At 64.4% G+C, this 19943-nt stretch carries 19 protein-coding genes; 15 read left to right on the top strand and 4 right to left on the bottom strand.

All coding sequences use genetic code 11. The features are described from left to right. Window positions 1-1965 (bottom strand): MacB family efflux pump subunit, encoded by a 1965-nt coding sequence (locus ABFA30_RS16570; protein ID WP_253080420.1) that lies wholly within the window; start codon window positions 1963-1965, stop codon window positions 1-3. Continuing rightward, complete coding sequence (locus tag ABFA30_RS16565; protein ID WP_410045689.1) at window positions 1966-3144, bottom strand: efflux RND transporter periplasmic adaptor subunit; 1179 nt, start codon at window positions 3142-3144, stop codon at window positions 1966-1968. 216 nt (window positions 3145-3360) lie between these two features. Between ABFA30_RS16565 and ABFA30_RS16560 the strand changes: the two genes are divergently transcribed. The 3 genes from ABFA30_RS16560 to ABFA30_RS16550 all read left to right on the top strand — a co-directional run bounded on the left by ABFA30_RS16560 (window position 3361) and on the right by ABFA30_RS16550 (window position 5931). After that, on the top strand, window positions 3361-3837 hold the full coding sequence (locus ABFA30_RS16560; RefSeq protein ID WP_225790366.1) for a sigma-70 family RNA polymerase sigma factor: 477 nt from the start codon (window positions 3361-3363) through the stop codon (window positions 3835-3837). Between the two features lie 212 nt (window positions 3838-4049). After that, window positions 4050-4535, top strand: a complete 486-nt coding sequence (locus ABFA30_RS16555) for a histidine kinase (RefSeq protein WP_225790367.1) — start codon at window positions 4050-4052, stop codon at window positions 4533-4535. A 70-nt stretch (window positions 4536-4605) separates the two neighbouring features. After that, window positions 4606-5931, top strand: coding sequence for an MFS transporter (locus ABFA30_RS16550; protein ID WP_253091007.1), 1326 nt, complete (start codon window positions 4606-4608; stop codon window positions 5929-5931). A 167-nt stretch (window positions 5932-6098) separates the two neighbouring features. Here the strand turns inward: ABFA30_RS16550 and ABFA30_RS16545 are convergent, their stop codons facing one another. Further along, window positions 6099-7763 (bottom strand): electron transfer flavoprotein-ubiquinone oxidoreductase, encoded by a 1665-nt coding sequence (locus ABFA30_RS16545; RefSeq protein WP_410045688.1) that lies wholly within the window; start codon window positions 7761-7763, stop codon window positions 6099-6101. A 590-nt stretch (window positions 7764-8353) separates the two neighbouring features. Here ABFA30_RS16545 and ABFA30_RS16540 point away from each other — a divergent pair. From ABFA30_RS16540 to ABFA30_RS16500, 9 genes are all read left to right on the top strand, one after another. After that, window positions 8354-9103, top strand: coding sequence for an electron transfer flavoprotein subunit beta/FixA family protein (locus tag ABFA30_RS16540; RefSeq protein ID WP_225790370.1), 750 nt, complete (start codon window positions 8354-8356; stop codon window positions 9101-9103). Further along, the gene (locus ABFA30_RS16535) at window positions 9104-10033 is read left to right on the top strand and encodes an electron transfer flavoprotein subunit alpha/FixB family protein (RefSeq protein WP_225790371.1); all 930 of its coding nucleotides are present in this window, start codon (window positions 9104-9106) and stop codon (window positions 10031-10033) included. A gap of 104 nt (window positions 10034-10137) precedes the next feature. Then, window positions 10138-10959: a substrate-binding periplasmic protein gene (locus ABFA30_RS16530; protein WP_225790372.1), complete on the top strand. Its 822-nt coding sequence runs from the start codon at window positions 10138-10140 to the stop codon at window positions 10957-10959. 9 nt (window positions 10960-10968) lie between these two features. Beyond that, window positions 10969-11322 carry a DUF4398 domain-containing protein gene (locus tag ABFA30_RS16525; RefSeq protein ID WP_225790373.1) on the top strand — a complete coding sequence of 118 codons (354 nt, stop codon included), beginning with the start codon at window positions 10969-10971 and terminating at the stop codon, window positions 11320-11322. Continuing rightward, entirely contained in the window at window positions 11319-12128 is an 810-nt protein-coding gene (locus ABFA30_RS16520) for an OmpA family protein (RefSeq protein WP_410045687.1), read from the top strand. Before ABFA30_RS16525 ends, ABFA30_RS16520 begins: the two co-directional genes overlap by 4 nt. Window positions 12129-12461: 333 nt before the next feature. Beyond that, window positions 12462-13904 carry a PLP-dependent aminotransferase family protein gene (locus tag ABFA30_RS16515; RefSeq protein ID WP_225790375.1) on the top strand — a complete coding sequence of 481 codons (1443 nt, stop codon included), beginning with the start codon at window positions 12462-12464 and terminating at the stop codon, window positions 13902-13904. A 61-nt stretch (window positions 13905-13965) separates the two neighbouring features. Continuing rightward, window positions 13966-14388 (top strand): hypothetical protein, encoded by a 423-nt coding sequence (locus tag ABFA30_RS16510; protein ID WP_253091005.1) that lies wholly within the window; start codon window positions 13966-13968, stop codon window positions 14386-14388. Window positions 14389-14508: 120 nt separating this feature from the next. Continuing rightward, window positions 14509-14763 (top strand): YkgJ family cysteine cluster protein, encoded by a 255-nt coding sequence (locus ABFA30_RS16505; RefSeq protein ID WP_225790377.1) that lies wholly within the window; start codon window positions 14509-14511, stop codon window positions 14761-14763. 33 nt (window positions 14764-14796) lie between these two features. After that, on the top strand, window positions 14797-15402 hold the full coding sequence (locus tag ABFA30_RS16500; RefSeq protein ID WP_225790419.1) for an START domain-containing protein: 606 nt from the start codon (window positions 14797-14799) through the stop codon (window positions 15400-15402). 368 nt (window positions 15403-15770) lie between these two features. Here ABFA30_RS16500 and gltA read toward each other — a convergent pair whose 3' ends face one another. Further along, a complete protein-coding gene (gene gltA, locus ABFA30_RS16495; protein WP_225790378.1) occupies window positions 15771-17057 on the bottom strand; it encodes a citrate synthase in 1287 nt (428 codons plus the stop codon). A 351-nt stretch (window positions 17058-17408) separates the two neighbouring features. Between gltA and sdhC the strand changes: the two genes are divergently transcribed. The 3 genes from sdhC to sdhA are packed head-to-tail and all read left to right on the top strand — an operon-like array spanning window position 17409 to window position 19933. Continuing rightward, window positions 17409-17795: a succinate dehydrogenase, cytochrome b556 subunit gene (sdhC, locus tag ABFA30_RS16490; protein ID WP_225790379.1), complete on the top strand. Its 387-nt coding sequence runs from the start codon at window positions 17409-17411 to the stop codon at window positions 17793-17795. After that, the gene (gene sdhD / locus ABFA30_RS16485) at window positions 17789-18157 is read left to right on the top strand and encodes a succinate dehydrogenase, hydrophobic membrane anchor protein (RefSeq protein WP_225790380.1); all 369 of its coding nucleotides are present in this window, start codon (window positions 17789-17791) and stop codon (window positions 18155-18157) included. The genes sdhC and sdhD overlap by 7 nt, the downstream gene beginning before the upstream one ends. 3 nt (window positions 18158-18160) lie before the next feature. Then, window positions 18161-19933 (top strand): succinate dehydrogenase flavoprotein subunit, encoded by a 1773-nt coding sequence (gene sdhA, locus ABFA30_RS16480; protein WP_225790381.1) that lies wholly within the window; start codon window positions 18161-18163, stop codon window positions 19931-19933. Window positions 19934-19943 lie beyond the last annotated feature (10 nt).

Below are 19943 nucleotides of genomic sequence, written 5' to 3'. Positions count from 1 at the left end.
TTATTCGCTGGTAAGGGCTTTGACCGGGTCGAGACGGGCCGCCTTGCGGGCAGGCATGAAGCCAAACACGATGCCGGTGATCACGGCGCAGGCGAAGGCGCCGAGGATGGCGGGTAGGGCAAAGGCCACGGCGACACCTCCCAGCATAAGGCCAGCGCCGATGCCCAGGGCCAGCACGATACCGGTCACCCCGCCGACCATCGACAGCATCACCGCCTCGCTGAGGAACTGGCGCAGGATGTCGCGCTGGCGGGCGCCGGTGGCCATGCGGATGCCGATCTCGCGGGTACGCTCGCGCACGGTCATGAGCATGATGTTCATCACGCCGATGCCGCCGACCAGCAGGGAAATGGCAGCGATGGCACCGAGCATCAGCGACAGGCTGTTCTGCGTGCGCGCCTCGGCCTGGATCAGTGCAGCGTCGTTGGTCAGCTCGAAGTCCCGCTTGCCCTGGTGGCGCTGGCGCATCAGGTGATCGATGGCCCGTTCGGTCTCGCTCACCCGGCTCGAGTCGGCGGCGGCGATGATCACATATTCCGGGTCGTGCTTGCCGAACAGGCGCACGGAAGCGGCGGAGTAGGGCACCACGATGCGCTCGTCGCTGTCCTGGTCGCCGGAGCTGGCCCCCTTGCCGGCGAGCAGGCCGACCACCTGGAAGGGTACGTTGCCGATCAGCAGGTACTGCCCTAGCGGGTCGCTGCCGGGCTCCATGAGTTTGTCCCGGACCTTCTGGCCGATCACCGCGACGGCAGCGCCGGCCTGCTCGTCGGCTTCGCTGAAGAAGCTGCCTTCGACCACCGGCCAGTTGAGGATCTCGGAGAACTGGGTGTTGTTGCCGCCGACATAGAACTGCTGGTTGTTGTTGCCGTGGCGCACGGTCAGTTGATCGCCGATCACTGGCATGATGCGCTTGACCTGGGGCAACTGGGCGATCGCGGCGACATCGTCCAGGGTGACGATGCCGGCCGGTTCGCGCAGGGTGGCGTGGTGGCCATTGAGGTAGAGAATGTTCGAGCCGAACGCGGCCATCTGCGCCATGACCTGGCGCTTGCTGCCTTCGCCGACGGCCAGCATCACCACCACCGAGGCGACGCCGATGACGATACCGAGCAGGGTCAGCGCGGTGCGGAAGCGGTTGATCCACATGACCCGCCAGGCCGCCTGCAGGGCCTCGAGCAATTCGCCCTTCCAGGCCCCGCGCAGGGTGGCGCCGCGGTCCAGGCGCTGGCGCAGGTCGTCGGCCTGCAGGCCGGGGTGCGCTTGGCCGGCAGGCTGGTCGGCCGCCGAGTCGCTGATCATCAGGCCGTCGCGGATCTCGATCACCCGTCGCGCCCGGGCCGCCACTTCGCGATCGTGGGTGATGAGGATGATCACATGGCCCTGGCTGGCCAGCTCGTCGAGCAGGGCCATGACTTCGGCGCCGCTGTGGCTGTCCAGGGCGCCGGTGGGTTCGTCGGCGAGGATGATGTGGCCGCCGTTCATCAGGGCCCTGGCGATCGACACCCGCTGCTGCTGGCCGCCAGACAACTGGTGCGGACGATTGCCGGTGCGGCTGGCCAGGCCCAGGCGATCGAGCAGGGCAGCTGCGCGGGCGTGGCGCTCGGCGGCCGGGGTGCCGGCATAGATGGCCGGCATCTCGACGTTCTCCTGGGCCGAGCCGGAGGGGATCAGGTGATAGCCTTGGAACACGAAGCCAAAGGCCTCGCGGCGTAGCCAGGCCAGTTCGTCGCTGTCCAGTTCGGCGACATCCTTGCCGGCGAAGCGGTAGTTGCCGCTGGTGGGGCGGTCGAGGCAGCCGAGGATGTTCATCAGGGTCGACTTGCCCGAGCCGGAGGCGCCGACGATGGCGACGAATTCACCGGGGTGGATGCTCAGGCTGATGCCGCGCAGGACTTCCACCTTCGGCGAGTCGATGCCGCCGTAGTGCTTGCGGATGTCGCTGAGTTCGATCAGGGGCGCTGTCATTCAACCTCCGCTGGCGGCCGGGGCGCCGATGACCAGTTGCTCGCCTTCGGCGAGGCCATCGAGGATCTGCACGCGCAGGCGGTCGTTCAGGCCGGTGCGCACCTTGCGCTGTTCGACCTTGCCGTCGCGGGTGAGCACCTGGGCCAGGCGCAGGCCGTCGGTGCCGGCGTCGTCCAGGGCCGCCAGCGGCGCGGTGAGCACCTGGCTGGCCTGGCCGGCGACGAAGAACACCTGGGTGGTCATCTCGGCCATCAGGGCGCCGTCCGGGTTGTCCACGTCGAGCAGCACGGTGTATTGCACCACCTGGGCGCCGGTGGTGCCGGCGGTGGCGCTGGTAGGGCTGCCGCCGCCCTGGCTGGCCTGGTCCAGCGGCTTGGGCGGGATCGGCAGGATCTGCCGCACGGTGCTGGTCCAGCGGCGCTTGCCACCGGCCAGGGTGGTGAAGTAGGCAGTCATGCCGGGCTCGACCTTGCCGATGTCGGCCTCGGACACCTGGGCCCAGACGGTCATCGGCGAGAGTTTGGCGATGCGCAGGATCAACGGTGTCTGCTGCTGGGCGTTGAGGGTCTGGCCTTCGCGGGCGTCCACGGCGACCACGGTGCCGGTCATGGGGGCATAGATGCGGGTATAGCCCAGCTCCGCCTCGTCGCTGCGCAGGCTGGCCTGGGCCTGGCGGATCTGCGCCTGGTACATGTCGATGCGGGCCTGGGTCACCTTGAGCTGGGCGTCGGCTGCCTGCAGGTCTTCTTCGCGGGTGGCGCCGGCGGCGGCCAGGTCGCGCTGGCGCCGGTATTGCTGCTGGGCCAGTTGGAACTGGGCGCGCTGTTCGGCGAGCTGGGCCTTGAGGTTCTCGATCGAGTAGCGCCCGGCGTCGAGCCTGGCCTGCTGGGTGGAGGGATCGATCTCCACCAGCAACTGGCCCTGGCGGACTTCGTCGCCGACTTCCACGTGCAACTTGCGGATCTGCCCGGAGGCCTGGGCGCCGACATCGACGTAGCGGCGCGGCTGCAGGGTGCCCAGGGCGGTGACGCTGCTCTCGATGTCGGCGCGGGTGACGGTCACGGTATCGACCGGCAGCGCGCCGAAGGGCAGGGTCTTCCAGGCCAGCAGCGCACCCAGGCCAAGCAAGCCTAGGCCACCGAGCAGGATACGACGGCGGGTGTTGGTTAAACGTCTCATGCGTACTTCCAGCCAGAGGTGATGGCCGCTCGCTGCCAGATCGTAGCGTGCAAGGCGGTCCCAGATAAACGAAGGCAAGGAGCGGGGATTTAGCTGGATGGAGGCGAGGGCTGTATGTTGCTGAGAATAATTATAATTTGTAAGATGCCGTGTTGATATCACTCAAGTCCCGCACCCCTGTTTTTCAGCGTCAGCAGGGAGACCCCAGGTGCCGTCGTGGAACATTACTATCGCGAACTGGTGAGCTTCTTATCCGCGCGCCTGGGCAATCGCCAGGCGGCGGAGGATGTCGCCCATGATGCCTACCTGCGTGTACTGGAACGTACCGACGCACAGCGGATCGAGCATCCGCGCGCCTTTCTCTATCGCACCGCGTTGAACCTGGTGGTCGATCGTCATCGGCGCCACCTGGTGCGTCAGGCCGAGCCGTTGGAAGTGCTCGACAGCGATGAGCGCTGGCATGGCCCGGCGCTATCGCAGCGCCTGCAACTGGACCAGCGCCTGGACCTGATGCAGCGGGCCCTGGACGAACTCAGTGGGCCTTGCCGCGACAGCTTCTTGCTGCGCAAGCTCGAGGGCCTGTCGCACCAGCAGATCGCCGAGCAGTTGGGGATCTCGCGCAGCCTGGTGGAAAAGCACATCGTCAATGCCATGAAGCACTGCCGGCTGCGCATGCGCCAGTGGGAGTCCTGAGACGCCGGTCGATGGCCAGGTGGCCCCTGGCAGGCAGGGGCGTCGCTGAAAACCCCAGGGCGTGGAAATTCCCGGTGCTGGCGACTTGATTTCTCCTGGTTTCCCGACAACTATCAATGAAGACCCCGCCAGGTACCGTCCTGCCGGCAGCCTGCACTGGCGCAGTATGGTCAGGGAGCGTCTCTCAACAGCCAACTGCCCAGGTCCGGATGATGCCGAACAAAGCCATGCGCATCCTCATCGCCGAAGAGCACCCCTGCCAGCGCCTGCAACTGGAGAAGATGCTCAATGGGCTGGGCTATTACCGCATCGCCCCGGTGGACAGCTTCGACGACCTGCAACGCCTGGTCGAGAGCGCGTTGCAGCCGTTCAACCTGCTGGTCGGCAATATCGAGCTGGCCAGCCATGCCGGCGTCGACCTGGCGCGCTTCTGCCGCGTCAGCCCGCAGATTCAGCATGCCCTGTTGTACCACGCGCAGCACCTGAAAGTACCCGCGGTGCCGCAGGCCGAACGGCATGCGGTGAATGTCAGCCTGGCCAGGGTGCCGGACAGCGAGGCGCTGGAGTCGTTCATGGCGATCATCGACCTGCCGGTGGTGGTGGGGCAGGTGCCCCTGCCGCCTGGGCTCTGTGCCGGAGCGCCGCGTCCCAGGCCACGCATGAACTTCGCCCAGACCGTGTTCAGCCGCACGAGCTGAGGCATGCAGGACCACAGGCAGCGGGCATTTGCTATCCTCTTGCCCTTTGCCGATCTGCAGGACCCCTGCCATGACTGCCATCGATACCCCGCGCCAGGCCCGGTTAAGCCGCAGCGACCACCGGACCCTCGGCCTGGCGGCGCTGGGCGGCGCGCTGGAAATCTACGATTTCATCATCTTCGTGTTCTTCGCCCTGACCCTGAGCCAGCTGTTCTTTCCGCCGCAGATGCCCGAATGGCTGCGCCTGCTGCAAAGTTTCGGGATCTTCGTCACCGGCTACCTGGCCAGGCCCCTGGGGGGCATCCTCATGGCCCACTTCGCCGATCACCTGGGGCGCAAGCGGGTGTTCAGCCTGAGCATCCTGATGATGGCCCTGCCGTGCCTGCTGATCGGGGTGATGCCGACCTACGCCGACATCGGCTATGCCGCGCCGCTGCTCCTGCTGGCCCTGCGCATCCTGCAGGGCGCGGCGGTGGGTGGCGAGGTGCCCAGTGCCTGGACCTTCGTCGCCGAGCATGCCCCGCCCGGGCGGCGAGGCTATGCCCTGGGCTTCCTGCAGGCCGGGCTGACGTTCGGCTACCTGCTCGGCGCCCTGACCGCGACCTTGCTGGCGCAGCTGTACAGCCGGCAGGAGATCCTCGACTACGCCTGGCGTTATCCCTTCCTGCTCGGCGGTGTTTTTGGCGTCATCGGTGTCTGGCTGCGCCGTTGGCTGAGCGAGACACCGGTGTTCCTGGCCTTGCGCGAGCGCCAGGCGCAGCCGGTGGCCTTCCCGCTGCGCAGCGTGCTGGGCGAGCATCGCCGGGCCCTGGTCCCGGCGGCACTGTTGACCTGCGTGCTGACCTCGGCGGTGGTGGTGCTGGTGGTGATCACCCCGACGGTGATGCAACAGCGCTTCGGCATCGCCGCCGCAGACACCTTCGCCTTGAGCAGCGTGGGGATCGTCTTTCTCAACATCGGCTGCGTGCTGGCAGGCATGCTGGTCGACCGTATCGGTGCCTGGCGCGCGCTGGTGATCTACAGCCTGCTGCTGCCCGTGGGGACCGGTGCGCTGTACGCGAGCCTGGTGGGGCAGGTGGGCTGGACCTGGCTGGCCTATGCGTTGGCCGGGTTGTCTTGCGGTGTGGTGGGGGTGGTGCCGTCGGTGATGGTCGGGTTGTTCCCGGCCGAGATTCGTGTCTCCGGTATCTCCTTCACCTACAACATCGCCTACGCCCTGTGGGCCAGCACCACGCCGCTGGCGCTGATCGCGCTGATGCCGTGGAGCCCGTGGGTGTGTGTCGGCTTCTGTCTGGCCATGGGCGTGGTCGGGTTGCTCACGGCCTTGTACTTCGGGCGTCGGGAGCCCTTGGGGTTCGCCGCGGAGCCTGTGCCGATCATGTGTGGTGACAAATGAGGCGATAGCGCCTGATCGAGGAAGTACGCACTGCCAGATATGAAAAAGCCCCCGAGCCATGTGGCCAGGGGGCTTTTTCGTGGGGCGGGGAAGGCCTCATGTGGTCATTCAAGGCCTTCAGTCGCCATTTGGGGCTGCAAAGCGGCCCCTGGGGCCCGCAGTGGATCTTACATGTTCGGGTAGTTCGGCCCGCCCGCGCCTTCAGGGGTGACCCAGGTGATGTTCTGGGCCGGGTCCTTGATGTCGCAGGTCTTGCAGTGCACGCAGTTCTGCGCGTTGATCTGGAAGCGCTTGCTGCCGTCTTCCTGGGTGACCACTTCGTACACGCCAGCCGGGCAGTAGCGCTGGGCTGGCTCGTCGTACAGCGGCAGGTTGCTGGCGATCGGCACGCTCGGGTCGGCGAGCTTCAGGTGGCAGGGCTGTTCTTCTTCATGGTTGGTGCTGGAGAGGAACACCGAGCTGAGTTTGTCGAAGCTGAGTTTGCCGTCGGGTTTGGGGTAGTCGATCTTCTTCGCGTCGGCCGCGAGCTTGAGGCAGGCGTAGTCCGGCTTGGTGTCGTGCAAGGTGAACGGCAGCTTGCCGCCGAACCAGTTCTGGTCGACATAGTTGAAGGCTGCGCCGAAGATCGGGCCGAACTTGTGCATGGCCGGGCCGAAGTTGCGGCTGGCGTACAGTTCTTCGTACAGCCAGCTGGCCTTGAAGGCATCGACATAGCCCTCGAGCTTGTCGCCGCCTTCGCGGCCGGCGGCCAGCGCGTCGGCCACTGCCTCGGCGGCGAGCATGCCGGACTTCATGGCCGTGTGGCTGCCCTTGATCTTGGCGAAGTTCAGGGTGCCGAGGTCGCAACCGATCAGTGCGCCACCGTCGAACACCATCTTCGGCAGCGAGTTCAGGCCGCCCTTGCAGATGGCGCGGGCGCCGTAGCTGATGCGCTTGCCGCCTTCGAGGTACTGGCTGATCACCGGGTGGTGCTTAAGGCGCTGGAACTCATCGAACGGCGACAGGTAGGGGTTGGCGTAGGACAGGTCGACGATCAGGCCGACCACGACCTGGTTGTTCTCCAGGTGATAGAGGAAGGAGCCACCGGTGTTCTCGGCGCTCAGCACATCCAGCGGCCAGCCGGCGGTGTGCACCACCAGGCCTTGTTCGTGCTTGGCCGGGTCGATTTCCCAGATTTCCTTCAGGCCAATGCCGTAGTGCTGGACGTCGGACTCGCTGTCGAGGTCGAAGCGCTTGATCAGCTGCTTGCCGATGTGGCCACGGCAGCCTTCGGCGAACAGGGTGTACTTGGCGCGCAGCTCCATGCCGGGGGTGTACAGGCCGTCCTTGGGGTTGCCTTCGCGGTCGACACCCAGATCGCCCGTGACGATGCCGCGGACTACGCCGTTGTCGTCGAACAGCGCTTCCTGGGCGGCGAAGCCCGGGTAGATCTCCACGCCCAGGTTCTCGGCCTGCTGGGCCAGCCAGCGGCACAGGTTGCCCAGGGAGATGATGTAGTTGCCCTGGTTGTGCATGGTCTTGGGCACGAACAGGTCAGGGACCTTGGTCGAGCTGCCGGCATCCTTGAGCACATAGATGTCGTCGCGCTTGACCTCGGTGTTCAGCGGCGCGCCGAGCTCTTTCCAGTCGGGGAACAGCTCGTTCAGGGCACGGGGTTCGAACACCGCGCCGGAGAGGATGTGGGCGCCGACCTCGGAGCCTTTCTCGACCACGCAGACGCTGATCTCGCTACCGGCTTCGGCGGCCTTCTGCTTCAGGCGGCAGGCGGCGGACAGGCCCGCCGGGCCGGCGCCGACGATGACCACGTCGAATTCCATGTATTCGCGTTCCACTGGTTCTCTCCTACTCAAGGCTCATCGCTGTTGCTTGTCTTATTGGGTGTCGGATACCTACGCACGGCTACGCAAGCTGTAGCTTCGTGAACGACGGACTACACCGTTTTCTCTTGGCCGCGCATTATATCTACACCACTTGGCGGGTCCAATACAAACGTTTGTTTGAATTTGCCGGAGCCCAGTAAAATCACTGGAGCGCGGCTGGAGGCTGGCCAATTTGCCGTATTGACCGGATTGGGTGTTACGGTCAAGATACGAGCGGTTTTACGCTCGCCGTAGGCTGACCGTCGGGCGCAGGTGCACCCCTAAAGACCAGGCGTGGAGCAGGGTTTTCAGGCCGAATCCCGTTTTGTAGTGGAGTCTACACGCCACGACAGGAAATGACCCGTCGGTTTTGCCCTGGCAGTCGCGATAGGACTTATCGGTCACTGGAAATTTCCTCTGCGCCGGAACGTTTTTAGAGGTGCCCTTGTACCCACGCGCAATCGCAGGGGTAGGGTTTGTACGAAAGATCGCGCAGGCACTTTTCGTACAAAGCCTAATTGCCCCAGGCGACATTCTTTTCACCGGAGAGTAACGAGGAATCCATGAAGGTTCTTGTAGCTGTCAAACGAGTGGTCGACTACAACGTCAAGGTTCGCGTCAAGGCGGACAACTCCGGCGTCGACCTTGCAAACGTCAAGATGTCCATGAACCCCTTCTGCGAGATCGCCGTCGAAGAAGCCGTGCGCCTGAAAGAGAAGGGTGTGGCCACCGAGATCGTCGCCGTTACCATCGGCCCCACCGCTGCCCAGGAGCAGCTGCGTACCGCCCTGGCCCTCGGCGCCGACCGCGCCATCCTGGTCGAAACCAGTGAAGAGCTGAACTCCCTGGCCGTGGCCAAGGCCCTCAAGGCCGTGGTCGACAAGGAACAGCCACAACTGGTGATCCTCGGCAAGCAGGCCATCGATAGCGACAACAACCAGACTGGCCAGATGCTCGCTGCGCTGACCGGCTATGCCCAGGGCACCTTCGCCTCCAAGGTCGAGGTCGCTGGCGACAAGCTGAACGTCACCCGCGAGATCGATGGCGGCCTGCAGACCGTCGCGCTGAACCTGCCGGCGATCGTGACCACCGACCTGCGCCTGAACGAGCCACGCTACGCGTCGCTGCCGAACATCATGAAGGCCAAGAAGAAGCCGCTGGAGACCGTGACGCCGGACGCGCTGGGCGTTTCCACCGCCTCCACCAACAAGACCCTGAAGGTCGAAGCGCCGGCTGCGCGCAGCGCCGGTATCAAGGTCAAGTCGGTGGCCGAACTGGTCGAGAAGCTGAAGAACGAAGCGAAGGTAATCTAAATGACTATCCTGGTTGTCGCTGAACACGAAAACGGTGCCGTAGCCCCGGCTACCCTGAACACTGTCGCTGCCGCCGCCAAGATCGGTGGTGATATCCACGTGCTGGTCGCTGGCCAGAACGTCGCTGGCGTTGCCGAGGCCGCCGCCAAGATCGCCGGCGTTGCCAAGGTGCTGGTCGCGGACAACGCCGCCTACGCCCACCTGCTGCCGGAAAACGTCGCCCCGCTGGTTGCCGAGCTGGGCAAGGCTTACAGCCACGTGCTGGCCCCGGCCACCACCAACGGCAAGAACATCCTGCCGCGCGTCGCCGCACTGCTGGACGTCGACCAGATCTCCGAGATCATCTCGGTCGAGTCCGCCGACACCTTCAAGCGCCCGATCTACGCCGGTAACGCCATTGCCACCGTGCAATCCAGCGCTGGCGTCAAGGTCATCACCGTGCGCGCCACCGGCTTCGACGCCGTGGCCGCCGAAGGTGGCTCGGCCGCGGTCGAGGCCGTTGGCGCCGTGCACGACGCCGGCAAGTCCGCCTTCGTCGGTGAAGAGCTGGCCAAGTCCGACCGTCCTGAGCTGACCGCTGCCAAGATCGTCGTTTCCGGCGGCCGCGGCATGGGCAACGGTGACAACTTCAAGCACCTGTACGCCCTGGCCGACAAGCTCGGCGCTGCCGTCGGCGCTTCCCGCGCCGCGGTCGACGCAGGCTTCGTGCCCAACGACATGCAGGTCGGCCAGACCGGCAAGATCGTCGCGCCGCAGCTGTACATCGCCGTGGGTATCTCCGGTGCCATCCAGCACCTGGCGGGCATGAAGGACTCCAAGGTGATCGTGGCGATCAACAAGGACGAGGAGGCGCCGATCTTCCAGGTCGCCGACTACGGCCTGGTCGCGGACCTGTTCGAAGCGGTTCCGGAGCTGGAAAAGCTGGTCTGATCCGCCTGCTTCACTTATAAAGAAGCCCGGCCCTCCTGCAGGGGGCCGGGCTTTTTTTGTGTGCGAGGCCGAGCCTGCAGGGTTGATAGCGTGAGGAGTGAGGCATGGAGTTTCGCGGAACGGGCAGGGCGCTGGCCTGCGTGGCAGCGCTGCTGTCGCCGCTGGCGATGGCGGCGGGCAAGTGCGAGCGCCTGGTGGCGACCGGCAGCCCGGATGCGCCACCGTATTCCTGGCAGGACCCGAACGACCCCCGGCACCTGATCGGTGCCAATGTCGACTTGCTGCGCCAGGTGGCCAGGGAGCTTGGCGTGTCGCTCGAGGTATTGCACGCCGGTAAGCGCGAGCAGGCGCTGGAGGAGGTACGCAGCGGGCGCATGGACCTGCTGGTCGATACCCCCATGCAGGTAGGCCAGTTGACCGCGCTGGACTATATCCATCCGCCCCTGCAGCTCAACGAGTATCTGGTCTGGACTCGTCATGACGCCTCGGTGGTGTTCGATGGCCCGGCGGACCTGGCCCGCTATCGGGGTAGCCTCTCGGAAAGGGCGCGCCTGACGCCGGCCTTCGAAGCCTTTGCCAAGGCCCAGCTCAAGCTGGAGCCGGCGCAGAACCTGACCCAGGCGTTCCAGAAGCTGGTGCTGGGTCAGGTCGACTACGTGCTGGCTGGCCGTTATGCGGGCATGGGCATGATGCAGAGCCTGGGCATGGGCAACGACCTGATCGCCCGTGGCCTGCCGGTGGACCGCCCGGGCCTGTACCTGGCCGTGTCGCACAACTCGGCCTGCAATGACGCCTGGTTGCGCGGACAACTGGCGAAAAAACTGACAGAATTGCCGATTTCCGGGGCATCCGAGGCGGTGCTGCAGCGCAATGTCGAGCGCTGGAAGGCACAGATGCAGGGGCCGCAGGATGCTCCCAAACAGTAGGAAGATTGCGTGAGAACCCAACCATTGATCCTGGCCCTGGTCGTGCTTGGCCTGTCGGGCTGCGCCAACGATCCGGCGCCCAACGAGCAACTGCGCTTGTCCGAACAGGCGTTGGAGCAGGCCAAGGCCGTCGGCGCCACCGACCAGGTGGAGGCGCTCAAGCTGGCTGAAGACAAACTGGCGCGGGCCAAGGCCAACATGACCCGTGCAAGCTACCGTGAAGCGCGCATGCGTGCCGAGCAGGCCGAGCTGGATGCGCGTCTGGCCGAGGCCCAGGTGCTGACCAGCAAGAGCGAGGAGCAGCTCGAGCTGCTGCAATCGCGGGTCACGCGCCTGCGCAAGCAGCTGGAGGTGCAGCCATGATTGGCAAGCCATCGATGGCCGCCCTGGCGCTGCTGGCGCTGGTCGGGTTGCAGGGCTGCGCCAGCCAGCGCAGCGCCTCGGCGCTGGATGAGGCCAGCACCGCATTCCAGCGGGTCAAGGACGATTCCGATGTGCTGCGCAGCGCTCCCCGCGATGTGATCCGCGCAGGCGAGTCGCTGGCCAAGGCCGAGCGTCTGTCCAGCTACATCGGTACCGGGGCCGATGTTCGCCACTATGCCTACCTGAGCCGGCGCTACAGCGAGATTGCCGGCGAGCACGCCAAATTGGCGCTGAACCAGGAGCGACTGGCCAAGCTCGATCTGGAGCGCCAGCGCCTGCAGTTGGCCTTGCGCGAGGCCAAGCTGGCCAGTGTGCAGCAGCAGGGCAAGTGGGTCGAGGCGCAGATCGCCGCCTTGGCTTCCGAGCAGAGCGACCGAGGGCTGGTGATGACCTTGGGCGACGTGTTGTTCGATACCGGGCGCGCCGACCTGAAGAACTCGGCCAGCCGCACAGTCCTCAAGCTGGTCCAGTTCCTTCAGCTCAACCCGCGTCGGGTGGTGCGCATCGAGGGCTATACCGACAGCACCGGCGCTCCCGAGGACAACCTCAAGCTGTCTCGCGACCGAGCCCAGGCCGTGGCCGACATGCTGGTCGACCTCGGTGTCGACGAGAAGCGCATCCAGGTCGAGGGTTATGGCGACCAGTACCCGGTCGAGGCCAATGCCTCGGAGCGGGGCAGGGCGCAGAACCGGCGGGTGGAGATCGTCTTCTCCGACGACAAGGGCAAGCTGGCGCCGGTGCGCTGATATTCGAGCCAGGGCTGCTGCGCAGTCCTTTCGCGACACAAGGCCGCTCTCACAGGTACGGCGCTGGATTACAGGGCAGCGTCGTACTTGTGAGAGCGGCCTTGTGTCGCGAAGCGCCCCCAAAAGGGCCGGCGCAGATCATATCGGGCGCGAACGAGGCCAGTTCTTCATTCGTCGGAACGAAGCGCCAGCATCCATCGCATGGCTGTCACGCAACTGTATTGTTGACTATTCTGCGATCTGTCCCAGTACACTTTGCAACTGTTACGGTATTCTGTCTCGTCAGTGAGCCGCACAAGAACAACGAACCCGTTTGCGCTTCGAGAAACCGCCATGACCAACCTGCTGCTGTACCAGCGCATCGCCCAGCAACTGGCCGACGACATCCGCCGGGGTGTCTACCAGCCCGGCGAGCGCGTACCGTCCGTACGCAAGATGAGCGCCCAGCTCAACGTCAGCCACGCCACGGTGCTGCAGGCCTACGCCAACCTGGAGGACCAGGGGCTGATCCGCGCGCGTCCGCAGTCGGGGTACTACGTGCACCAGACCCCAGCGCTGACCGCCCAGACACCGGATATCGCCCGGGTCGAGCGGCCTGGCCTGGTCACCCGCGCCAGTATCATCCAGCAGGTGCTGACCGAGGCACGGCGCGATGGCGTGTTCCCGTTCGGTGCGGCGGTGCCCCACGTGGACTACCTGCCGGTGCGGGCGCTGCACCAGCAACTGGCCAAGGTCACGCGCTTCCATAGCCCACGGGCGTTCAGCTATATGTTCAGCCCCGGCTTCGAGCCGTTGCGCCGGCAGATCGCTATCCGCATGCGCGATGCCGGGGTGCTGGTCGATCCGCGCGAGGTCGTGGTCACCCACGGCTGCGTCGATGCCCTGCAGATGTCGCTGCGGGTGCTGACCCGGCCGGGCGACCTGATCGCCGCCGAATCGCCGACCTACTACGGCTTGCTGCAACTGGCCGACCTGCTGGGCCTGAAGGTCATCGAGATTCCCAGCGATCCGTCCACTGGCATCAGCCTCGAGGCCCTGCAACTGGCGGCCAACCAGTGGTCGATCAAGGCCCTGGTGCTGACCCCGCGGCTGAGCAACCCGCTCGGCGGCACCATTCCCGAGGAGCGCCAGAAGCAGCTGTTGCGCCTGGCCTCGGACTTCGACATCCAGATCGTCGAGGACGATATCTACGGCGAGCTGATGTTCGAGCAGGGGCGCACCAAGGCGCTCAAGGCTTTCGATCGCCTGGACCGGGTGATCTACTGCTCGAGTTTCTCCAAGACCTTGTCGCCAGGGGTGCGTGTTGGCTGGATGATCGCCGGGCGCTACCAGGACGAGATCCAGCGCCTGCAGACCTTCACCACCCATTCGGCCTGCAGCGTGACACAGATGGGCGTGGCGGCCTACCTGGAGAACGGAGGCTATGATCGACACCTGCGCTACATCCGCCAGGAGTACCGCAAGAACCTCAGCGCCTATCAGTTGGCAGTGCAGCAGCACTTTCCGGAAGGTACGCAGATGACCCGGCCCACGGGGGGATTCATCCTCTGGGTCAGCCTGCCGGGGCGGGTCAATACCCAGGAGTTGCACGTGCGGGCGCTGGAGCAGGGGATCAGCATCGCGCCGGGGCTGATCTTCAGCAACACCGAGCAGTTCAACCACTGCATCCGGCTCAATTGCGGTATTCCGTGGAACAAGGAGGCGGAGCGCGCGGTGATCACCCTCGGGTTGCTGGCCCACCAGCTGTGCAAGGCGCCGGCAGGTTCGCTGCTGTAGGCTTGCCAGGCGCGAAAGGAACAGAGAGCATACGCATCTTTGCAGCTGGCCTTCGATGTCGATGAAAGCGCTTCGCTCTCTTGCCCTGTTCTTCTGCCTGGCGCCTCTGTGCCTGTCCAGTGGGGCGCTGCAGGCTGCACAACCGGCGGTCCAGGCGCAATCGAAACCCGGCGCGGTCGTGGCCAAGCCCAAGCCCGTGGCGCGCAAACCACTGCGTAAGGCCGTGGCGAAACCGCTGCCAAAGCCCAAGCTGGACTTGAGCCTGCCTGTGGAGATGGTCAAGGACCTCAAGCCCGACGTCGGCACCTCGACGCCAGGCCGCGCGCCGCTGTTGCCGTCCATGTTCCCGGTAAAGCCGATGTCCGACGACAGTCCGTTCCAGCTCAATGGCCGCTTGATCAGCAACGAGATGCAGCTGCAGTTGCGCAACGACAGCCGGCGTGACGTAGACGGGGCAGCCATCGATTTCGAATTCCGTCAGTAGTCGGTCCAACTGACTGCCCGGTCAGGGCAGATTTCATCCGGCCAGCAATTTCAAACGTATGTTTGAGCGGTTACCATCCAGGGACGCTCGTCCCATTCTGTTCCAGGGAGTCCTGTTTTCATGAAATGCCGAGAGGGCTGTGGCGCCTGCTGCATCGCACCTTCCATCAGTTCGCCGATGCCGCGCATGCCCCAGGGCAAGCCGGCGGGTGAGCGTTGCCTGCACCTGACCGTGGAAAACCTCTGCGACCTGTTCGGCAAGCCCGAGCGGCCGAAGGTGTGTGGTGGTTTCAGGGCGGACGTGGAGGTGTGCGGCGACGACCGTGACGAAGCGATCAGGATTCTCGGTTGGCTGGAGCGGATGACGGCGGCGTGACAGGCTGGAACTTCGACAACAAGGACAAAGATGATGAGATCGTTCAAGCGTATTGCACTGCTGTGTGGCATGGGTGTCCTGCTGGCGCCGGCCGCCTGGGCCGAGAACTGGCAGGTAGCCAAGGACGAGGAGGGGATCAAGGTGTCCCTCAGCGAGGTGCCTGGTTCCAAGTACAAGGCCTACCGTGGGGTGACGGTGATCAAGGCGCCGCTGGCCAAGGTCAAGGCGCTGCAGGAGGATGTGGCGGGCGCCTGTGCCTGGATCCATGAGTGCAAGTCGCAGAAGTTGCTCAAGCATGAAGGTGACCAGAGCTGGACCTATACCCAGTTCAATACGCCCTGGCCGGTGACGCCGCGTGATTCGGTCCTGCACGTGACCACCACCGTCGAGGCCGACGGCAGCGTGACCCGCAGGATCGAGGAGGATCCCAAATACATTCCCGAGGAGAAGGGCTATGTGCGGGTGGCGCAGGTGAAGGGGTACTGGAAGCTGGTGCCCAAGGGGGACAGTACCGAAGTGACCTACCAGGTGCATACCGAGCCTGGGGGGAGCGTGCCTTCGTGGCTGGCCAACACGTTCGTGGTGGATGCGCCGTTCAATACGCTCAAGGGGTTGCGGCAGTTGGCCGAGAAGCCTTGAGGTTGTGCGCCATCTCGGTGGAGGCTGGGTTGGGGTGTTTACGGAGCTTTCGGTCCTAGGGGTGCGAAGCGGCCCCGGCGGTGGTGCCACCGCTCAAACGGATATTCGTACGCCAGCCCAAAGAAAAAAGCCACCCAAGGGTTAATGCCGTTCACTTAAGCAATTGGGGCCGCCTTGCGGCCCTTCGCGGGTAAGCCCGCTCCCACAAGTACGCTGCAAACCTCAAGGAATGCACGCTCCTGTGGGAGCGGGCTCGCCCGCGAAGGGCTGCAAGGCAGCCCCTATCGATGCCACATCAGACTTAAGTGAACAGCGTTAACCCAAGGTGGCCTTTTTCATGTCACGCATCCGGCGTTGCCAGGCAACCCTTAGGCGCGATCCTTCAGGTCAACGATGTCACGCTGCTCGTGACCGGTGTACAGCTGGCGCGGGCGGCCGATCTTGTACGGGCCGGAGAGCATTTCCTTCCAGTGCGAGATCCAGCCCACGGTACGCGCCAGGGCGAAGATCACGGTGAACATGCTGGTTGGAATGCCGATCGCCTTGAGGATGATGCCCGAGTAGAAGTCGACGTTCGGGTACAGCGAGCGCTCCTTGAAGTACGGATCGGTCAGGGCGATCTCTTCCAGGCGCATGGCCAGCTCCAGCTGCGGATCGTTGATGCCCAGCTCGCTGAGCACTTCGTCGCAGGTCTGCTTCATCACGGTGGCGCGCGGGTCGCGGTTCTTGTACACGCGGTGGCCGAAGCCCATGAGCTTGAACGGATCGTTCTTGTCCTTGGCCTTGGCGATGAACTTGTCGATGTTCGACACGTCACCGATCTCGTCCAGCATGTTCAGCACCGCCTCGTTGGCGCCGCCGTGGGCCGGGCCCCACAGCGCGGCGATGCCGGCGGCGATACAGGCGAACGGGTTGGCGCCCGAGGAACCGGCCAGGCGCACGGTGGAGGTGGAGGCGTTCTGCTCGTGGTCGGCGTGGAGGATGAAGATCCGGTCCATCGCCTTGGCCAGTACCGGGCTGATCGGTTTGATCTCGCACGGGGTGTTGAACATCATGTGCAGGAAGTTCTCCGCGTACGACAGGTCGTTGCGCGGATACATCATCGGCTGGCCCATGGAGTACTTGTAGACCATCGCCGCCAGAGTCGGCATCTTGGCGACCAGGCGTACCGCAGAGATCTCGCGATGCTGCGGATTGTTGATGTCCAGGGAGTCGTGGTAGAACGCCGACAGGGCGCCGACCACGCCGCACATCACCGCCATCGGGTGGGCATCGCGACGGAAACCGTTGAAGAAGGATTTCAGCTGCTCGTGGACCATGGTGTGGTTCTTCACGGTGCTGACGAACTGGGCCTTCTGCTCGGCGTTCGGCAGTTCGCCGTTGAGCAGCAGGTAGCAGGTTTCGAGGTAGTCCGATTTTTCGGCGAGCTGTTCGATCGGGTAGCCGCGGTGCAGCAGGACACCCTTGTCGCCATCGATATAGGTGATCTTCGACTCGCAGGATGCGGTCGCCATGAAGCCAGGGTCGAAGGTGAAGTGACCGGTAGCCCCCAACCCGCGGACGTCGATAACATCGGGACCAACGGTGCCGGTTAAAATGGGCAGCTCGACGGGGGCTGCGCCCTCGATGACCAACTGCGCTTTTTTGTCAGCCATGTGGCCTCCTATTAATGCTTGAAATCATCAGACAGACCCCCCACGCAGGGCCCGCACCACTATAGAGGGATAAATTCGAATGTCAATTTGCCTAAAGGCTGGTTGAAACGCCCTCGCAGCCTTGTTTTTTCGCGAAATTGTCGCCCGTTTACGCCTTTTGTTCGCCAAAGGCAATGCGCTATTTGGGCTAGCCCCTCACGTTGTCATAAGCAGCCTAACTGTCTATACTCCGCAACCGACCGCCAGGGGCTTGCAAGCCCGTTCCGCTGGGGGTCGTCGCTCCCTGGGTGGTGGGTACCTGACCAGTACACTTACCAACAACTTTGCCCTGTTAGCTAGGGGCTCTTCAGTGTGAAAAAAGCCGTGAAAAGCCAACGACCTGTAAACCTAGACCTAAGGACCATCAAACTCCCGATCACCGCTTACACGTCCATTCTTCACCGTATCTCCGGCGTCATCCTGTTTCTCGGCCTGGCCATCATGCTCTATGCATTGAGCAAGTCCCTGGGTTCCGAGGAAGGTTTCGCGGAAGTGAAGGCGTGTCTGACCAGCCCGCTGGCCAAGCTGGTGACCTGGGGGCTGCTGTCCGCCCTGCTGTATCACCTGGTGGCTGGCGTACGCCACCTGATCATGGACATGGGCATCGGTGAGACGCTGGAAGGCGGCAAGCTGGGCTCGAAAATCGTGATTGTCATCTCCGTGGTGGTGATCGTTCTGGCGGGAGTTTGGGTATGGTAACCAATGTCACGAACCTGTCGCGTTCGGGCCTCTATGACTGGATGGCGCAGCGCGTCTCTGCGGTCGTTCTCGCGGCTTATTTCATCTTCCTGATCGGCTACCTCGTGGCCCACCCGGGCATCGACTATGCCCAGTGGCACAGCCTGTTCTCCAACAACGCGATGCGTATCTTCAGTCTGTTGGCCCTGGTGGCCCTGGGCGCTCACGCCTGGGTCGGCATGTGGACCATCGCCACCGACTACCTGACGCCGATGTCCTTCGGCAAGTCGGCGACTGCGGTACGTTTCCTGTTCCAGGCGGTTTGCGGCGTCGCGATGTTCGCGTACTTCGTCTGGGGTGTACAGATTCTCTGGGGTATCTGATTCATGGCTAGCCTTCCAACGATTTCCTTCGACGCCATCATCATCGGTGGCGGCGGCGCCGGCATGCGCGCAGCGCTGCAACTGGCCCAGGGCGGTCACAAGACCGCGGTCATCACCAAGGTCTTCCCGACCCGTTCCCACACCGTGTCCGCCCAGGGCGGCATCACCTGCGCCATCGCTTCGGCCGACCCGAACGACGACTGGCGCTGGCACATGTACGATACCGTCAAGGGTTCCGACTACATCGGTGACCAGGACGCGATCGAATACATGTGTCAGGAAGGCCCGGCCGCGGTCTTCGAACTGGACCACATGGGCCTGCCGTTCTCCCGTACCGAAACCGGCCGCATCTACCAGCGTCCGTTCGGCGGCCAGTCGAAAGACTACGGCAAGGGTGGCCAGGCTGCCCGTACCTGCGCGGCCTCCGACCGTACCGGTCACGCGCTGCTGCACACCCTGTACCAGAACAACGTCAAGCACGGCACCGTGTTCCTCAACGAGTGGTACGCCGTCGACCTGGTGAAGAACCAGGACGGTGCCATCGTCGGTGTGATCGCCATCTGCATCGAGACCGGCGAGACCGTCTACGTGCGTTCCAAGGCCACCGTACTGGCCACCGGCGGTGCTGGCCGTATCTATGCCTCCACCACCAACGCCCTGATCAATACCGGTGACGGTGTCGGCATGGCCCTGCGTGCCGGCGTGCCGGTGCAGGACATCGAGATGTGGCAGTTCCACCCGACCGGCATCGCCGGCGCCGGTGTGCTGGTCACCGAGGGTTGCCGCGGCGAGGGTGGCTACCTGATCAACGCCCATGGCGAGCGCTTCATGGAGCGTTACGCGCCGAACGCGAAGGACCTGGCCGGCCGCGACGTGGTCGCCCGTTCCATGGTCAAGGAAATCATCGCCGGCAACGGCGTGGGCCCGAACAAGGACCACGTGCTGCTGAAGCTGGACCACCTGGGCGAGGAAGTGCTGCACAGCCGCCTGCCAGGTATCTGCGAACTGTCCAAGACCTTCGCCCACGTCGACCCGGTCGTCGCGCCGGTGCCGGTCATCCCGACCTGCCACTACATGATGGGCGGCATCGCCACCAACATCCATGGCCAGGCCATCACCATGGACGCCAACGGCCAGGATCACATCATCGAAGGCCTGTTCGCCGTAGGTGAAGTGGCGTGCGTATCGGTCCACGGCGCCAACCGTCTGGGCGGCAACTCGCTGCTCGACCTGGTGGTGTTCGGTCGCGCCGCCGGCCTGCACCTGGAGAAGGCGCTGAGCGAAGGCATCGAGTACCGCGACGCCAGCGACACCGACGTCGACGTGGCCCTGAACCGCCTGAACAAGCTCAACGAGCGTACCGCTGGCGAAGACGTCGCCAGCCTCAAGCGCGAGCTGCAGAGCTGCATGCAGAACTACTTCGGTGTATTCCGTACCGGCGAATACATGCAGAAGGGTATCGAGCAGCTGGCCGGCCTGCGCGACCGTATCGCCAACGTCAAGATCAACGACAAGTCCCAGGCCTTCAACACCGCGCGTATCGAAGCGCTGGAGCTGCAGAACCTGCTGGAAGTCGCCGAAGCTACTGCCATCGCGGCCGAAGCCCGTAAAGAGTCCCGTGGCGCCCACGCCCGTGAAGACTTCGAAGACCGTGACGACGAAAACTGGCTGTGCCACACCCTGTACTACCCGGGTGAGAAGCGCGTGGCCAAGCGTGCAGTCAACTTCGCGCCGAAGACCGTACCGGCCTTCGAACCAAAAGTCCGGACTTACTAAGGGTGGCCGC

The sequence above is a fragment of the Pseudomonas sp. HLMP genome, from assembly GCF_046365545.1.
In the GTDB taxonomy this organism is placed as follows: Bacteria; Pseudomonadota; Gammaproteobacteria; order Pseudomonadales; family Pseudomonadaceae; genus Aquipseudomonas; species Aquipseudomonas guariconensis_B.
Note: the sequence above shows the minus strand (reverse complement) of the source record. Positions and strands in the feature narration are given on the sequence as shown.

Coding starts and splice junctions, on each gene's coding strand:
- ABFA30_RS16555 (WP_225790367.1), top strand. CDS start 4,050: ATGCCGAACAAAGCCATGCGCATCCTCATCGCCGAAGAGCACCCCTGC.
- gltA (WP_225790378.1), bottom strand. CDS start 17,057: ATGGCTGACAAAAAAGCGCAGTTGGTCATCGAGGGCGCAGCCCCCGTC.
- ABFA30_RS16565 (WP_410045689.1), bottom strand. CDS start 3,144: ATGAGACGTTTAACCAACACCCGCCGTCGTATCCTGCTCGGTGGCCTA.
- ABFA30_RS16510 (WP_253091005.1), top strand. CDS start 13,966: ATGAAAGCGCTTCGCTCTCTTGCCCTGTTCTTCTGCCTGGCGCCTCTG.
- ABFA30_RS16505 (WP_225790377.1), top strand. CDS start 14,509: ATGAAATGCCGAGAGGGCTGTGGCGCCTGCTGCATCGCACCTTCCATC.
- ABFA30_RS16530 (WP_225790372.1), top strand. CDS start 10,138: ATGGAGTTTCGCGGAACGGGCAGGGCGCTGGCCTGCGTGGCAGCGCTG.
- ABFA30_RS16535 (WP_225790371.1), top strand. CDS start 9,104: ATGACTATCCTGGTTGTCGCTGAACACGAAAACGGTGCCGTAGCCCCG.
- sdhD (WP_225790380.1), top strand. CDS start 17,789: ATGGTAACCAATGTCACGAACCTGTCGCGTTCGGGCCTCTATGACTGG.
- ABFA30_RS16540 (WP_225790370.1), top strand. CDS start 8,354: ATGAAGGTTCTTGTAGCTGTCAAACGAGTGGTCGACTACAACGTCAAG.
- ABFA30_RS16500 (WP_225790419.1), top strand. CDS start 14,797: ATGAGATCGTTCAAGCGTATTGCACTGCTGTGTGGCATGGGTGTCCTG.
- ABFA30_RS16520 (WP_410045687.1), top strand. CDS start 11,319: ATGATTGGCAAGCCATCGATGGCCGCCCTGGCGCTGCTGGCGCTGGTC.
- ABFA30_RS16570 (WP_253080420.1), bottom strand. CDS start 1,965: ATGACAGCGCCCCTGATCGAACTCAGCGACATCCGCAAGCACTACGGC.
- ABFA30_RS16550 (WP_253091007.1), top strand. CDS start 4,606: ATGACTGCCATCGATACCCCGCGCCAGGCCCGGTTAAGCCGCAGCGAC.
- ABFA30_RS16515 (WP_225790375.1), top strand. CDS start 12,462: ATGACCAACCTGCTGCTGTACCAGCGCATCGCCCAGCAACTGGCCGAC.
- sdhA (WP_225790381.1), top strand. CDS start 18,161: ATGGCTAGCCTTCCAACGATTTCCTTCGACGCCATCATCATCGGTGGC.